Annotated in this window: 18 protein-coding genes and 3 tRNA genes; 12 read left to right on the top strand and 9 right to left on the bottom strand. The window is 65.6% G+C overall.

The window, feature by feature from the left end; all coding sequences use genetic code 11:
- Positions 1-4 precede the first annotated feature (4 nt).
- The 9 genes from AAHH99_RS11955 to AAHH99_RS11915 all read right to left on the bottom strand — a co-directional run bounded on the left by AAHH99_RS11955 (position 5) and on the right by AAHH99_RS11915 (position 7,662).
- Positions 5-610 (bottom strand): TetR/AcrR family transcriptional regulator, encoded by a 606-nt coding sequence (locus AAHH99_RS11955; RefSeq protein ID WP_418768800.1) that lies wholly within the window; start codon positions 608-610, stop codon positions 5-7.
- Between the two features lie 9 nt (positions 611-619).
- Entirely contained in the window at positions 620-1,321 is a 702-nt protein-coding gene (locus AAHH99_RS11950) for a crotonase/enoyl-CoA hydratase family protein (RefSeq protein WP_418768799.1), read from the bottom strand.
- Positions 1,322-1,407: 86 nt separating this feature from the next.
- Positions 1,408-2,226 (bottom strand): hypothetical protein, encoded by an 819-nt coding sequence (locus AAHH99_RS11945; protein ID WP_418769602.1) that lies wholly within the window; start codon positions 2,224-2,226, stop codon positions 1,408-1,410.
- 140 nt (positions 2,227-2,366) lie between these two features.
- Positions 2,367-3,422 carry a phospholipase effector Tle1 domain-containing protein gene (locus AAHH99_RS11940; protein ID WP_418768798.1) on the bottom strand — a complete coding sequence of 352 codons (1,056 nt, stop codon included), beginning with the start codon at positions 3,420-3,422 and terminating at the stop codon, positions 2,367-2,369.
- Between the two features lie 146 nt (positions 3,423-3,568).
- Positions 3,569-3,811 (bottom strand): hypothetical protein, encoded by a 243-nt coding sequence (locus tag AAHH99_RS11935; protein WP_418768797.1) that lies wholly within the window; start codon positions 3,809-3,811, stop codon positions 3,569-3,571.
- Between the two features lie 50 nt (positions 3,812-3,861).
- Positions 3,862-4,596 (bottom strand): DUF2510 domain-containing protein, encoded by a 735-nt coding sequence (locus AAHH99_RS11930; RefSeq protein ID WP_418768796.1) that lies wholly within the window; start codon positions 4,594-4,596, stop codon positions 3,862-3,864.
- A gap of 100 nt (positions 4,597-4,696) precedes the next feature.
- Entirely contained in the window at positions 4,697-5,410 is a 714-nt protein-coding gene (locus AAHH99_RS11925) for an MBL fold metallo-hydrolase (protein WP_418768795.1), read from the bottom strand.
- Between the two features lie 33 nt (positions 5,411-5,443).
- Complete coding sequence (locus AAHH99_RS11920) at positions 5,444-6,304, bottom strand: NYN domain-containing protein (protein ID WP_418768794.1); 861 nt, start codon at positions 6,302-6,304, stop codon at positions 5,444-5,446.
- Complete coding sequence (locus tag AAHH99_RS11915) at positions 6,301-7,662, bottom strand: DUF2254 domain-containing protein (protein ID WP_418768793.1); 1,362 nt, start codon at positions 7,660-7,662, stop codon at positions 6,301-6,303. The genes AAHH99_RS11920 and AAHH99_RS11915 overlap by 4 nt, the downstream gene beginning before the upstream one ends.
- A 147-nt stretch (positions 7,663-7,809) precedes the next feature.
- On the opposite strand from AAHH99_RS11915, the gene AAHH99_RS11910 reads away from it, so the two are divergent.
- From AAHH99_RS11910 to AAHH99_RS11855, 12 genes are all read left to right on the top strand, one after another.
- Positions 7,810-7,882: transfer RNA gene (locus tag AAHH99_RS11910), tRNA-Thr, on the top strand.
- A 33-nt stretch (positions 7,883-7,915) separates the two neighbouring features.
- Positions 7,916-7,989 (top strand) — tRNA-Met (locus tag AAHH99_RS11905).
- Positions 7,990-8,027: 38 nt separating this feature from the next.
- Positions 8,028-8,195, top strand: coding sequence for a 50S ribosomal protein L33 (gene rpmG, locus AAHH99_RS11900; RefSeq protein WP_059101288.1), 168 nt, complete (start codon positions 8,028-8,030; stop codon positions 8,193-8,195).
- Between the two features lie 50 nt (positions 8,196-8,245).
- Positions 8,246-8,722 (top strand): (3R)-hydroxyacyl-ACP dehydratase subunit HadA, encoded by a 477-nt coding sequence (gene hadA / locus AAHH99_RS11895; RefSeq protein WP_418768792.1) that lies wholly within the window; start codon positions 8,246-8,248, stop codon positions 8,720-8,722.
- A complete protein-coding gene (gene hadB, locus AAHH99_RS11890) occupies positions 8,709-9,137 on the top strand; it encodes a (3R)-hydroxyacyl-ACP dehydratase subunit HadB (protein WP_068201336.1) in 429 nt (142 codons plus the stop codon). Before hadA ends, hadB begins: the two co-directional genes overlap by 14 nt.
- Positions 9,138-9,139: 2 nt before the next feature.
- On the top strand, positions 9,140-9,706 hold the full coding sequence (gene hadC, locus AAHH99_RS11885; protein WP_418768791.1) for a (3R)-hydroxyacyl-ACP dehydratase subunit HadC: 567 nt from the start codon (positions 9,140-9,142) through the stop codon (positions 9,704-9,706).
- 190 nt (positions 9,707-9,896) lie between these two features.
- Positions 9,897-9,969 (top strand) — tRNA-Trp (locus tag AAHH99_RS11880).
- A gap of 75 nt (positions 9,970-10,044) precedes the next feature.
- Positions 10,045-10,458 (top strand): preprotein translocase subunit SecE, encoded by a 414-nt coding sequence (gene secE / locus AAHH99_RS11875; protein ID WP_418768790.1) that lies wholly within the window; start codon positions 10,045-10,047, stop codon positions 10,456-10,458.
- Between the two features lie 41 nt (positions 10,459-10,499).
- On the top strand, positions 10,500-11,324 hold the full coding sequence (gene nusG / locus AAHH99_RS11870) for a transcription termination/antitermination protein NusG (protein WP_418768789.1): 825 nt from the start codon (positions 10,500-10,502) through the stop codon (positions 11,322-11,324).
- A gap of 86 nt (positions 11,325-11,410) precedes the next feature.
- A complete protein-coding gene (gene rplK / locus AAHH99_RS11865; RefSeq protein WP_059101294.1) occupies positions 11,411-11,839 on the top strand; it encodes a 50S ribosomal protein L11 in 429 nt (142 codons plus the stop codon).
- Positions 11,840-11,908: 69 nt separating this feature from the next.
- Entirely contained in the window at positions 11,909-12,622 is a 714-nt protein-coding gene (gene rplA / locus AAHH99_RS11860; protein ID WP_418768788.1) for a 50S ribosomal protein L1, read from the top strand.
- Between the two features lie 226 nt (positions 12,623-12,848).
- Positions 12,849-14,684, top strand: a complete 1,836-nt coding sequence (locus tag AAHH99_RS11855; RefSeq protein WP_418768787.1) for a PE-PPE domain-containing protein — start codon at positions 12,849-12,851, stop codon at positions 14,682-14,684.
- Positions 14,685-14,737: the final 53 nt, after the last annotated feature.

Below are 14,737 nucleotides of genomic sequence, written 5' to 3'. Positions count from 1 at the left end.
ACACTCACGAATCGCTAGGTGGCGGGCGCAATCCCGCCAGCAGCGAGCGCACGCCGAGTCGCCACCGTTGCTCGATCGACGGTGCCGACGACCCGAGCCACCGCCCGAGTTCCTGGACCGCCAGCCCCTGCGCGAGCGCCAGCAGCACGTGAGCGATGTCGGCGACGTCGCCTGCCAGCAGCCCCGCGTCGACGCAGCGCTGGATCCGGCCGGTGAATGCCGCGCGCACCGAGGCGCCGGCGGCCGCTTCGTCGGGCCCGGGCTCCAATTCGGCGAACGGCCGCGCGAACATCAGCTGGGCGAGGCGGGGGTGCGACCGGCAAAACGAGCGGAAGGCCGGCACCAGCCGTTCGAGTTCGGCGAGTGGATCGTCGGTCAGCGGAACCGTCTCCAATTCGGCGCCCAGCCGCCGGAATCCCTCGAAGACCATCGCTCGCAGCAGTCCCGCTTTGTCGGAGAACAGCTCGTAGACCGCGGGCACCGACGTGCTCGCCCGCTCGGCGACCCGGCGCGTGGTGAACCCCGAGATCCCTTCCTCGGACAGCGTCGCGATCGCCACCTCGAGCAGGTGGTCCTTGAGCTCGGGCGTGCGCTGCTTCGCCCTTGGCATCGGCCTGGCCTAGCTGAGGCTGAATTCGGTTGCCAGCCCGTCGATTCCGGCCCGAATGGCTTCAAGCGCGGACTCGCGGGCCTTCAGCTTGGTAGCGACGTGCGCGCCGGTGTGCACGGTGTTCACCAGTTCCGTTGCCACCTCCTGCGCCCGCGCCAGCACGCGATCGGCATCGACGATTTCGTCGAGCCACCCGCCGTAGACGGCTTCGTCGCCGGTGAACGTCGACGCCAGTGCCGCGCCTCGCTGGTACACCGCAGGGGTCAGTCGAAACCGCATGATCTCCAGTGCGGCGAGCGGAATCGTCATGCCGATCGCCACCTCGATCGCCTGGCAGCGGGTCTTCGGCTGACCGATCCGGTGGTCTCCGGACAGCAGCAGGAACGACCCCATCGCGATGGCCGGACCCGTCGCGGCCATGACCACCGGCACCGGGAAGGTCAGGCACCGCACCGCGAGTTCGAATCCGCCGGCGAGCATCCCAAGCGCGGCCTGCGCATCACCGGACTGAAATACGCTCAGGTCGAACCCACCGCTGAACACGCGCCCGTTGCCCGCCAGCACGACCGTCTTGGCGGCGTCCTTCTCCGCGCCGTCGAGGGCCTCGTTGATCGCGGCCTGCATGGCCGGGCCGAGGACATTGACCTTGCCGTCGTCCAGCGTGATCGTCGCGACCGACTCGTTCAGTTCATAGCCAACGAGGCTGCTCATCGCTTCTCCTTATGAATGCGGACGACTAATCGTATCGATGTTACGAAACGTCGATACGATTGCCAAGAGCTATCACCCTGGTGCCGTCACGCGATACGGTGCCGCGCCGTATTGGTCTTGAGGATCTGGGTGTGCGCTTCCTCGAATTCGGCGTCGATGTCGACCGGCCGACCGGGGACCGCCCCGTTGCGTGGTTTGCGCTGCGACCCTTCGGTTTCCGTGCGGTACCGATCGCGGAGTTCGTCTACCGAGGACCGCACGCGGTTGATCTCCTGACGCAGGACGTCTTCGCGGCTCTCGTTGGCTGCGTAGTGGTAGTAGGTCAGCAGATGACGCAGCAGCTCGAGCTTCTGCTTCTCCTGGCGGGCCAGGTCGTGCGTGGTCAACAGCTCGAGCCGTTCGACCGGATGCAGCGTCGACCAGTCCAGCACCGCCGTGGACCGGTACCGGTGGCGCGAGCCTTTCTTCTTGGTGTGCCCCTGCTGGTCGTAGTAGGTGACCGCGCCGTCGAACCGGGATGCGATGGCCTCGCCGAGTTCGCGACGGTCCAGTGCCGAATCCCAGACGATGCGCCACTCCTGTCCGGGCGCCAGATACGGGATCTCGGCGGGCAGGTTCAGCGGCGCGATGTCGACATAGCGGTCGTCGTAGACGTTCTCGTACTTGGCCACCGTCGGCGGATGCGCGAAGTCGAATCGGATGTTGTAGGCCGGTGTTCGGCCGAAGTTCTTGACCACGAGTTCGATGAGATGCCAGTCGTTGGCCGCCGGCTCCATGAACATCGCCACGTTGGGCGCCATGAGCTCTTCGCTCTGCCGCCGTCCCCGCTGATACTGCCGCCAGGCGTAAACCAGGGCGGCGATTCCCACCACGACGGCGAGCCAGGCGGCCAGCGCCGTCCACATGCCGGCCGAGAGGCCGAGAACCCCATCCGCATCCACGCACCGCTGTATATCACGCAGCCGCGGATCACACACCCTTTGCTAATTTGGCGTGGGCGTCGATTACACGGCCCGCTTCCGACGATCTTGACCGGCGTAATTCGTCAGAACCGGCTCGCCGGGCTCAACTCCGCGGTATTGCTGACCAGCTCGTCGAACGACGCTGCGAACCCGATGTCGGCGTTCGCTCGATCGGCCGTCGCGACCCTCGGACGGACCAGTCGCTCGCCGCGTGCCGCCCAATCTCGGTCCGACCACGTCACGCGGGCCGGCAAGCGCTTCCAATACTGGGGATGCTCGCGCAGGTACAACTCGACGCTGGAGTGCACGGCCGCATCCTCGGGGAGCTTGCGGAGCGAGATCGTGTGGGCGGTTTCGGCGAGCGCGTCGTACTGACCGGGTGCGGGCAGCGTTTCCATCCGCTCCCCAGCAATCACCAGCCCAGCGCGCAGCGCGCCGTCGAGCATCCAGTCGAAGCTGATGTCGGCCAGCGATCTGCACGCCCCCGGCCCTCCGGCGACGTCGCAATGGGCGCCGCGGAACCAGACCTCCTCGATGCGCTCCGACGCGGAGGTCGTCAACCGTTCGCCGGGGCGCCCGTCGATCGCGGCCGCGTGCCTGCCGGATTCGGCGTTGGGCATCAGGGCCGGCATCGACCGGCGCGTCAAGCCCGGGATGCTCACCGCGTCCCAGATGCCCAGGAACCGGACGGCGACGGGGATTTCGCGCTGCTGCTCCAACTGGGAGGCGATCTGGGTGACGCGCGTCCAGTCCTGATGGTCGCGGCCGGTCCGGGGTAGGGCATACGCGCCGAGCACGAAATCCGTCAGCTCCGGAAGCACCCCGACGGTGGCCAGTAAGCGGGTCAGGCTCTGGGCGCAGTAACCGCCGCGACCGACGCCGAACAGATAGATCCGGTCGCCGGGTTCCCAGCTGTCGACCAGGAATCGATAAGCCTCGGCGATGGCATCGCGAGCGTCGTCGGCCGCGGCTCTGAACGGCCGCAGCGTCATCCCGGAGTTCGCCCTGACTCCGGGGTGGTACCAGGTGAGCTGATCGGGGACGTCGTCGAGCAGACGAATGAGTCGATGCGCGTTCGTCGCGGTTTCAGGGTCGGGATAGCCTCGACTGCGGTCGAAGCACAGCACTAGCTTCTTCATCTTGGCCCCCGGCCCGAATAATTGACGCTAGGGTCTACAAGTTTGCCCCCGTGCGGCCATCTTGTCCAGAAAGTTGTGCTTCTCGACCCGATATGCCGCAGACACCTGCGAAAACCTCAGACGCCAGACCGTCGGCGGAGTTCATGTCACAGTTGCCAAACCGTGGCGCGCCCTGCGGTCTTGCGCCAGTTCGGCCGCCACACGAAGTACACGAGGAAAAATGTCAGACGCCCGTCGTCGGCACTGCGGCGGCACCAATCATAGTTGTTGGGCCACCGACGATCTCGATACGTCCCATCGTTGGAGCGGATGCACAACACCGGGTACGGATAGTTGTCGTCGACTCCGACCTGCCATTCCGAGACGTCGGCATAGGTCGTGTCCGCCATGCCCGCCAGTCTCTCGGAACGCTACGTCAACGGGATCCGCACACCCGGGCTCAACGGATCGGTATGCACCTCGATGAAGCCCGGCACCGTTCCCGTCGGCACGTCGTAGGCGAGTCCGACCAGCGCCTCCGCGCCGGGTTCGATCTCGACGAATCCGCCGCCACGTAGAACGTCGCCTCATCGTCGATGGAGTAGACGGTGTTTCCGGCGTGCAACTTCTGCAGGGTGCCGAGGAACTGCACGGTGGCATCGCCGTCGTTGACCACCGACAGGCGTACGACGACGTATTCACCGGTCGCGGTCTTCTCCACCGGAGCCTCGGTCGACGAAACCGTCGAACCAGTCTCGACGTCGACCACCGTGAACGACAGCGGCCCGTCGACGGTCGCTCCGACGAGCGGCGGCAGCGCATCTGGCGTGCGAGTACCGGCCTGTTCCTCGGCCGTCGTGGTCGGCTGGTCGGCAGTCTCAGGCGGCGACGTCCTGGTGCCAGATGACCTGAGGCCGTCGTCGTTGTCATCTCGAACCAACCCATAGGCGAGGGCGAGGATCAGGACGAGCAGCAGGGCACCGCACACGGCGAGGTAGCGGGTGAGCAGAGTGCGATTGTCGTTGGAGCGCGGTTCGGCGTGCATCGGTGGCTCGATGGCCGACGGCGGCTCTGCGGGCTGCGACGTCGGGCCCGCCGAACGGTGCTCGGTCCACGTCGAACCGTCCCAATACCGTTGGCCGATAGTGCCGTCGGGGTCGGGATACCAGCCTGCGGGCGAGGGTGGTGTCGTCATCGCAAGCGGTCCTCCCGATAGGCGCCGAGCAAACGGAGATTAGCGCAGCAGCACTCAGACCGACGCTTTTTCGCCCGCCGCACCACGTATGGGCGAAAGGTCAGCCGCCCATCAGCATGCGCCACTGGTCGAGGTTGCTCGCCCGGTAGACGTAGTTGGTCTGGCGCACCTCCGACAGAGAGGCGCTGGGCTCGGCGGAGTACCAGTGGCCGGGGAACACCGTCGGGTCGCCGGAGAGTTTCGCCAGCGCCTGCAGGCTGCGGAACATGTCGTCGACATTGCCACCGGGGAAGTCGGTGCGCCCGCACCCCTCCAGGAACAGGGTGTCGCCGGCGACGAGCCGCCCGTCGAGCAGGAAGCACTGGCTGCCGGGGGTGTGGCCGGGCGTGTGCAGCAGCTCGATGTCGATGTCGCCGACCTTGACGAGGTCGCCGTGGTGGTGCACGGTGAGCTCGCTGCGGGCGATGCCGGTGATCTTCGAAACCCAGTCGGCCTCAAGCTGGTTGACATGCACAGCCACGCTCGTGTGCTCCAGCAGTTCGGCGAGCCCCTTGAGTTCGAACCCCATCATCGAGCCGCCGACATGGTCGGGGTGGTGGTGGGTGACCAACACGCCGGACAGCCGCATGCCGTCGGCCTCCAGCGCGTCGACGAGATCGCCTGCGGCGTAGGCGGGGTCGACGATCACCGTGTCGCCGGTCTCGCGGTCACCGATCAGGTAGGCGAAGTTGCGCATCTGCTGGGCGATCATGTCGCCGGCCGCGAAGTCGCGACCGGACAACAACTGACGGAAGTAGAGCCGATCCGAAGCCATGACCGTCAGCGTATCTGCGCTCGGATTTCGGGCTCAGTCCTGGCTGCGCAGCCGCACCATGCGGATGGTGCTGCTCTCGTCGAGTTCGACCAAGTCGGTGTGCGAGCGTAGGAAGTCGCTGAACGACTTGAACCCGAGGGACTTCTCCGAGAACGACGGGTCCATGCGCCTCATCTGAGCCTTGACCGCCGAGTTGTGCAACCAGTCGGAGTCGTCCTTGCCGTGTGCGATGCGCAGCGCCCGCTCGAGCAGCGCGGTCCCCGCGGCCTGCGGATCGGGCTGTTCTGCTTCCTGCTCCGCGTCGGCCTTGGTGCGTCGCCGCTTCGGGGCTTCCGTCTTGACCGCCGGAACGCCGGGCAGCGCGTCGTAGGAGACGTACTCGTCGCAGGCCGCGGTCAGCGACCGGCTGATCGAGCCGGTGATGCCGATGCCGACGACGTAGCGCCCGAGGCGTTTGCACCGCTGCGCGAGCGGAATGTAGTCGGAGTCGCCGGCGACGATGACGACGTGGGTCAGGTCGGGCAACCGGAACATGTCCTCGACGGTGTCGACCGCGAGCCGGATGTCGGCCCCGTTCTTGCTGTAGGCGGCCGCTGGGAACAGCTGCACCAGGTCGACCGCGCGCCCGACGAGCTGGTCGCGGTAGTCGGCGTTGACGTCGGTCGACCAGTCGGCGTAGGCCTTGGTCAGCACCAGCGTCCCGAACGACGACGCGTAGTCGATGATTGCGCCGACGTCCACGGTCGCTTGCGTCAGCCGACCCGGATTCTTGTGAAAACCTGCAGCCTTGTCGCGCTGAAACGAGTTACGCCCGTGGATCTGGTCATACCGCGAGATCACGATGTTGTCGAAGTCGAGGTAGACCGCCACACGGGTCGCGCCGGGTTCGGTCATGAGGCCCTCCGTCCATCCAGCGCCGACTCGACAGAGCGACACGCCCGCAACAGTGTGTGGCGGCGCTCCGGATCAAAATCCTGCTGGGCCACATCGCGTTTCGCGAGCGCCAGTTGCCGGGCGACCGCGGCCCGCTGGTCTGAGTCGACAGCGCACCACGCTACCTCGCCGAGCAGGTCCACGATCCGCTGCAGGACGGCCGCGTCGGCGGCTCCGTAGTACCGGGGTTGTGCCAGCGCCTCGTCGAGGAGCTCGGCGTATTCCGGGCCCGCCAGCACCACTCGCGGTGTGCCGTTCTCGTCGGAGAGGATCACCGGGCCCAGCCGCCGTTTGGCCAACGCACACAGCAGCGCCGAGCTGTGTCCCAGCGCGTGTACCGCGGTGGTGGGGTCGTTGATGCCCGGTGACAGCGCCTTGACCGCGACATCGGTGAGCTGCCGGATCGCGAAGGCGGCGTCTTGCACGCTGGTGCGCTCGTTACCGGTGTTGATGGCGCCGCTCACCCGGTCGCACAGCGTCGCCAGTTGGTCGGCGTCGAAGTCGGCGCCGTCGCGGTCGGGCCACACTCTGCCCACGGGGGTTCCGGCGACCAGCCAGGCGCCGGGCTTGCGCGTCACGGCGATGACCGCGTCGTGGTCCACGGCCGCGGCGAGCAGCGCGCCCCCGTCGGCATGCACCAGGAATCCCGACGCCGGGGCCGGCACCACCGGCGCGCTGCGCGGGATGCCGGTGAACCGGACGCCAGGGGGCGCGTCGGCGTCCTCGGCGTCTTCGAGAGGCAGCAGTTCACACGCCGTCTCGAGCCCGTCGGCGTACACGTTGCGCAGCATCGTCTCGACCCGGATCTCACGGACCAGGTGTGCGAGGAACAGCACCAGGGCCAGGACGCTGAGCAGCGTCAGCGCGAAGCAGAGCGTCACCGCGATCCTCGGCACGAACTCCTCGTCGTCGCGGACGGTGCGCAAGACGGTCAGCGCGTAGGTGAAGGTGGCCAGAAACAGCGCCAACGTGCGCTGCACGAAGCGGTCGCGGACGAACGTACGCAGCAGCCGCGGCGAGAACTGGCTACTGGCCAACTGCAGGGTGACCAGCGTCAGGGAGAAGGTCAAGGAGGTCACGGTGATCATCGAGGTCGCCACCGCGCCGAGCACCTCGCGAGCCGCGGCCGGGCCGCCGCCGAACAACACATCCGTCACCGTCGCCGGCAGACGATCGTCGAGCGCACGGTCCAGCTCGGTCAGCGCGATCCCGCCGGCGATGGCCAGCAGCACACCCACAGTGGGCACCGGCCAGAGCCTGGTGCGCCAGGCGTCGACCAGCAGCACCCACCGTCGCCCTACGGCAGACCGCACTCCCATGGGACCTCCTCCGTCTGCATGCATAGCGCGACACAGCCCACCAGACACCGCTTTCGAGTGGGATGGGACCGGAATGAGCTGCTGTTTGGCGGCGCTGCAGGGCAGGCTGTACCCTCTTTAAGGCCCGCGGCATGACCGCCGGGTCAGGCCCCCTTAGCTCAGTCGGCAGAGCGTTTCCATGGTAAGGAAAAGGTCAACGGTTCGATTCCGTTAGGGGGCTCGGTGAGCGGGCGGACATCCGCCCGGATCCCGGGGCGGTGTAGCTCAGCTGGTTAGAGCGCACGACTCATAATCGTGAGGTCGGGGGATCGAGCCCCCCCACCGCTACAGGCAGCATCGAACGCGTAAACGAAGGACTAAGAACCGTGGCCTCCAGTACCGACGTACGGCCGAAGATCACTTTGGCGTGCGAGGTGTGCAAGCACCGCAACTACATCACCAAGAAGAACCGGCGTAACGACCCGGACCGGCTCGAGATCAAGAAGTTCTGCCCGAACTGCGGCAAGCACCAGCCGCATAAGGAATCGCGCTAAGACGAGTCAGCCCGCAGGCGTCGCCCGGGTGGTAGGTAGGTTCACTAACTGTGTCGTTGTCCGAGCGGATCGTCGGGATGCAATACCGCTACCCCGACTACTACGTCGTCGGTCGCGAGAAGATTCGCGAGTACGCGGTTGCGGTGAAAAACGACGACCGCGCGTTCTTCGACGAGGACGCCGCAGCCGAACTCGGCCACAAGTCGTTGCCCGCACCGCTGACATTCATGAGCGTCCTCGGTTACATGGCGCAGATATCGTTTTTCGAGCACGCCAACGTGGGGATCAAGGACGCCAAGATCGTGCACGTCGACCAGGTGGTCAAGTTCACCAAGCCGATCTTCGCGGGTGACAAGCTCTACTGCGAGGTGCAGGTGGACTCCGTGCGCCAGGCCCACGGCACCGACATCGTCGTATTGAAGAACATCGTCACCAACGAAGCCGGTGACGTCGTGCAGGAGACGTTCACGACCCTGGCGGGTCGGACGGGTGACGGAGAAGAGGGTTTTTCAGATGCCACTGCGTGAGTTCGCCTCGGTGAAGAAGGGCGACGAACTTCCCGAGAAGGTGATTCCGCTGACGCGGCAGGACCTCGTCAACTACGCGGGGGTGTCGGGTGACCTCAACCCGATCCACTGGGACGACGACATCGCCAAGCAGGTCGGACTGGACACCGCGATCGCGCACGGCATGCTGACCATGGGCCTGGGCGGCGGATACGTCACCGAGTGGGTCGGCGATCCGGCGGCGGTCACCGAGTACAACGTGCGGTTCACAGCTGTCGTGCCGGTGCCCAACGACGGCATCGGGGCGGAGATCGTCTTCAGCGGACGGGTGAAATCCGTTGAGCCCGAAACGAAGTCGGTGACCATCGCGCTCTCGGCAACCACCGGGGGCAAGAAAATCTTCGGTCGCGCGGTGGCCGTTGCGAAGTTGGCGTAGCCGTGGCCCTCAAGATCGATATCAAGGGCATGGTCTGGAAGTATCCGGAGCCCTACGTCGTGGGACATGAGCAGATCCGCCAGTACGCCAACGCCGTCAAGGCGCATGATCCGCAGAGCCATAGTCTCGAGGCAGCCCGGGCCTCGGGCCACGACGCCCTGATCGCGCCGCCGACGTTCATGTCGATCTTCGCGGTGATGATCCAGCGGCATTTCTTCCAGCACAACGACGTGGGCTTCGAGACCATGCAGATCGTGCAGGTCGACCAGAAGTTCAAGTTCCATCGACCGATCAAGGTCGGTGACGAACTGACCGGCACGATGGAAATCCTGACCGTCGACGAACGGTTCGGCGCCGACATCGTCACCACCCGCAACAAGCTGGTGGACCAACGCGGCGAGCTCGTGATGGAATCGTTCACCACGCTGATGGGCCACGAGGGCGACAATTCGATCTCGGCCGGCTGGGACCCGGAGACGGGACAGGTCGTGCGCAAGCCCGTCGTCCATGATCCCGCCGAGGATCCCGATGGCGGCGATAGCGTGAACGGCGAGGCGTCTGCACGATGACCGGCGCGCCGGTCGAAGCCTGATGACCGGCCCGCCGGTGGATTAGTAACTCGCATGGGTGGCGCGCTACACTCGGTCCTCGGGGTTTTCCCAGTCCAGCGCGCTGTCCGTCGGTTTTAAGATCGGCCGATCGGGGAGCGCGCGAATTGTGTGAGCCCCGAACGGGTGGCCTGTCGCAGTGCCACTCTGAAGGGGCGTAGCTCAATTGGCAGAGCAGCGGTCTCCAAAACCGCAGGTTGCAGGTTCAAGTCCTGTCGCCCCTGCTCAACTGAATACTCGACAAGTGTGGACACTGGAAGGTGACCCACAAACCAGATGACCAGACAAGGGAGCATGCGGTGAGCGACGAGCACGACGATGCCGGCTCCGACACCGAGAACGGCCGCGGCGCCGTCGTGACCCGACCGACCCGCCCGTCGGGCAAGCGGACCCGTCGGACAGCCGCCGGTGAAGACGCCAGCGAAGCGGTCGACTTGTCCACCGGCACCGCGGCGTCACCCACGAAGAACGGGTCGGGCACCGCGAAGAAGGCCGCCAAGAAGCGTGCCGACGGGCCGTCGCGGAATCCTTTTCTGTTCGTCTGGAACTACCTGAAGCAGGTCGTCGCCGAGCTGCGCAAGGTGATCTGGCCGAACCGCAAGCAGATGGCCACCTACACCGGCGTGGTGCTGCTGTTCCTGGCCTTCATGTTGGCGATGATCGGCGGCGTCGACTTCGGCCTTGCCAAGCTGGTCTCGCTGGTGTTCGGCTGACGAGTACGCGCGACGGATGAGAATTTCGAGAGGACTGACAAGTGACTAGCTTCGAGGGCGATACGCCTTCGGCCGAGAGCGTTGACCTGATCGACGAAACGACTGGGGCGACGACCGACGCGACCATCGACCCGGCGACCGAGGACGCCGACGTCGCCGGTGACGCCGTGAGCGACGAGGCGGCCACCACGGACGACGCGGCCGGTGAAGCGGCCCCCGCTGAAGCCGAGCCCGAGGAAGAGGATCCGGCGGTCGCGCTGAAGAAGGAGCTGCGGACCAAGCCGGGCGACTGGTACGTCATCCACTCCTACGCCGGTTACGAGAACAAGGTGAAGGCCAACCTCGAGACCCGCGTGCAGAACCTGGACGTCGGCGACTACATCTTCCAGGTCGAGGTGCCGACCGAAGAGGTCACCGAGATCAAGAACGGTCAGCGCAAGCAGGTCAACCGCAAGGTGCTGCCCGGCTACATCCTGGTGCGCATGGAACTCAACGACGAGTCGTGGGGCGCGGTGCGCAACACACCGGGTGTGACGGGCTTCGTCGGTGCCACGTCGCGGCCGTCGCCGCTGTCGCTCGACGATGTGGTGAAGTTCCTGCTCCCGCCCGCCGCGGCGAAGAAGCCGGGCAAGGCCGCCGCTGCGGCCGGTGCAGCCGCCGCCGAGGCCGGGGGCATCGAGCGCGCACCCATCGAGGTGGACTTCGAGGTCGGCGAGTCGGTCACCGTCATGGACGGCCCGTTCGCGACGCTGCCCGCCTCGATCAGCGAGGTCAACGCCGAGCAGCAGAAACTCAAGGTGCTGGTGTCCATCTTCGGCCGCGAAACACCTGTCGAACTGACCTTCAACCAGGTCGCCAAGATCTAAGCCAGCGATCTGAGCACGCCTAGGAGCGCTCGGCGCAACAACGTGTGCACAAGTCGCAGAGAACCGAGAGAGGAACAACCAACACCATGGCCCCGAAGAAGAAAGTCGTCGGGCTGATCAAGCTGCAGATCCAGGCCGGGCAGGCCAACCCCGCCCCGCCGGTGGGTCCGGCGCTCGGCCAGCACGGCGTCAACATCATGGAGTTCTGCAAGGCGTACAACGCCGCGACGGAGAACCAGCGCGGCAACGTCATCCCTGTCGAGATCACCGTCTACGAGGACCGCAGCTTCACCTTCAACCTCAAGACGCCGCCCGCGGCCAAGCTGCTGCTCAAGGCCGCTGGTGTGCAGAAGGGCTCGGGCGAGCCGCACAAGACCAAGGTCGCGAAGGTGTCCTGGGATCAGGTGCGCGAGATCGCCGAGACCAAGAAGGAAGACCTGAACGCCAACGACATCGATCAGGCCGCCAAGATCATCGCCGGCACCGCCCGGTCGATGGGCATCACGGTCGAGTAGTTCGACCGGATTTTCGTGGGAGGGCCAGCTTCGGCCCGCCAACCACAACTCAGCAACTAGGAGAAACAGATGAGCAAGACGAGCAAGGCATACCGCGAAGCCGCCGAGAAGGTGAACCGCAGCCGGCTGTACACGCCGCTGGAGGCGGCGAAGCTGGCCAAGGAGACGGGATCGAAGAAGCAGGACGCGACGGTCGAGGTGGCGATCCGGCTGGGTGTCGACCCGCGTAAGGCCGATCAGATGGTGCGAGGAACCGTCAACCTACCGAACGGCACCGGCAAGACCGCCCGCGTTGTGGTGTTCGCGGTCGGGGACAAGGCCGAGGCCGCCGAGGCCGCGGGTGCCGACGCCGTCGGCAGCGACGACCTGATCGAGCGGATCCAGGGCGGCTGGCTGGACTTCGACGCGGCGATCGCGACGCCCGACCAGATGGCCAAGGTCGGCCGCATCGCGCGCATCCTCGGTCCGCGTGGCCTGATGCCGAACCCGAAGACCGGCACCGTGACGCCCGACGTCGCCAAGGCCGTGTCCGACATCAAGGGCGGCAAGATCAACTTCCGCGTCGACAAGCAGGCCAACCTGCACTTCGTGATCGGCAAGGCGTCGTTCGACGAGAAGGCGCTTGCGGAGAACTACGGCGCCGCGATCGACGAGATCCTGCGGGCCAAGCCGTCGTCGTCGAAGGGCCGCTACCTCAAGAAGGTCGTCATCTCGACCACGACCGGCCCGGGCATTCCGGTCGATCCGTCGGTGACGCGCAACTTCACCGAAGCCGGGGCGTAGAGACCGCCCGTCGCGGGGTTTGCACACGGAATCCGGCGACTGAGCACAGAACGTCCGAGCGCGTTCTCTGCTCGACAACCCGGAAGCGGTGGCTGGGCATTGCTCTCAGCGACCTCGGGGATGCAACGGCTGCATTGGGCCGGTAGATATCTGGCCGACAGAAATTACCCCGGGAACTTCGCGGGTTTTGTCGTCGCTGCCGCCGCGCCTATGTGAAAGTTGACCCATGCGTAAGTGCATCCGGGTCGTCTTTCTCTCTTTGCTGGGCCTGCTGAGCGCTGCCGTCCTCAGCGCCGCGACCGCATTGATGGCGGCGGTCAGTCTGGCCGCCACGACCGCGCTGATTGTGCCGGGTACCGGGACGCCGGACGCGAACGAGGTCGAGTTCTACATGCCGAACTACCGTGACTACTACATGAAGCGCACGGATTGCACGGTCGCCAACAGTTGCCAGCTGGACGGGATCGACTACTTCGCATCGTTCTGGCCGATTCCATTGCCGGGCTGGTGCGATCCTGGTCGGTGCGAAAAGTTTGACGTGTCCGTGGCCGATGGCGTGGAGAACCTGAATGAAGTGCTGACGACGATGCAGAGCCTCGGTTACGACGGCGACATCGTGATAGCCGGCTATTCCCAGGGGTCCCGCGTGGTCACCATCTCGAAGATGCAGTTCGCCAGCGGCCAGTGGAAAGATCTGGTCGATAGCGCGGACTCCATAGAGTTCGTCTATATCGGCAATCCGAATCGCCCGAACGGCGGAATCCTCTCGCGGTTCGGAATCCTCGGCCATATCCCAATCCTCGATGTGACGACCGGCCAGCCCACGCCGACCAACACGCCGTTCAAGACAAAGGACTGGGCTATCCGGTGGGAAGGCATCGCGGACTTCCCGCAGTACTTGCTCAATCCGCTGGCCATCATCAACTCGGTCCTGGGCTTCTACTACGACCACGGCACCTACCTCGCGATCAACGAGGACAGCGATCCGGGTGAAACTCCCGCCGGATACACCGTCGCCGAGTGGAAAGAGCTCACCACGTATCCCGAAAAGCACCCGGATCTCGTCCAGATTCAGCAGTACGGGGACACGACGTACTACACCGTCCGGCCGAAGGTGCTACCGATAGTGCGCCCGCTGCACTCGATCCCATTGATCGGCAAGCCGATCGCAGATTTCTGGGAACCGATACTCGAGGTGCTCATCGAAGAGACGGGATACAACCGCAACGTCCCGTTCGGGCAGTACTCCCCAATCGGACTGATCCCGTTTTTCAACCCAATCACGCTGGTGCTCAGGATGATTCCGGCTGTCTTCCAAGGTGTGGTCAATTTCCTCGGGAACTTCATCCCTGAGCTGGCCCCGAAGCCGATAACGATCACCCCCGATCCGGCGCCGGCACCGGTCGCTACTCCCGGTGCGGCGGATGAGCAGGGCGATCCGCCGGGAGCCGAGATTCTGGCGGATACCGACGAAAACCAGGGTGACGATTCGCGGCTGCTGGCCGCGCGTGACGACGCCGACGAGATGGTGCTCACCGTCAACAGCGAGGGGGATCTCACGCTGACTGAAGGTGCTGGGGCGCCGGTCGTCGAGGGAGCGATCGAGGGCGAGGTCATCACTGTCCCGGACGAGGGCGAGGTCATCACGGAGCCTGCCGAAGGAGAGATCCTCGAGGGCGAGGAGCCGCAGGTGCCCGTACTCGAAACCACTCCAATCGTCGCCGAACAAGTCGTGGACGAGAAGACGACGGACCCCGCCGACGGCAACGTCGTCGTTGCCGCGACGGACCCCGACGTCAAGAAGGATTCCGAGGTCAATACAAATCCGGCACAGAACCGGATCGATGCCAACGGTCGCAGCGTGTCGATGCACGCCTCGCCGAACAAGCCGGCCGCAGGGCCTGCGGACGGCGATAACGGGACCGTGCAACGGATCGCCCCGGCGAGCCCGGAACCCTCTGAAGGCCTCACGACGAAGCCCGACCCGAGCGGGACCATGAAAGACCCCCAGGGCGCCGACAATAACGACGACTCGCAGGATTCCGAACGGGCCGCAGCCTAATCGCGCCCAGTTCAGCCGTCCGGACCAGCGTCTCTCTGCGAGCGCGACTTCGC

Origin of the sequence: Mycobacterium neumannii, from assembly GCF_048452905.1 — a bacterium.
GTDB lineage: Bacteria > Actinomycetota > Actinomycetes > Mycobacteriales > Mycobacteriaceae > Mycobacterium > Mycobacterium neumannii_B.
This window is presented reverse-complemented; position numbering and strand designations above follow the sequence as displayed.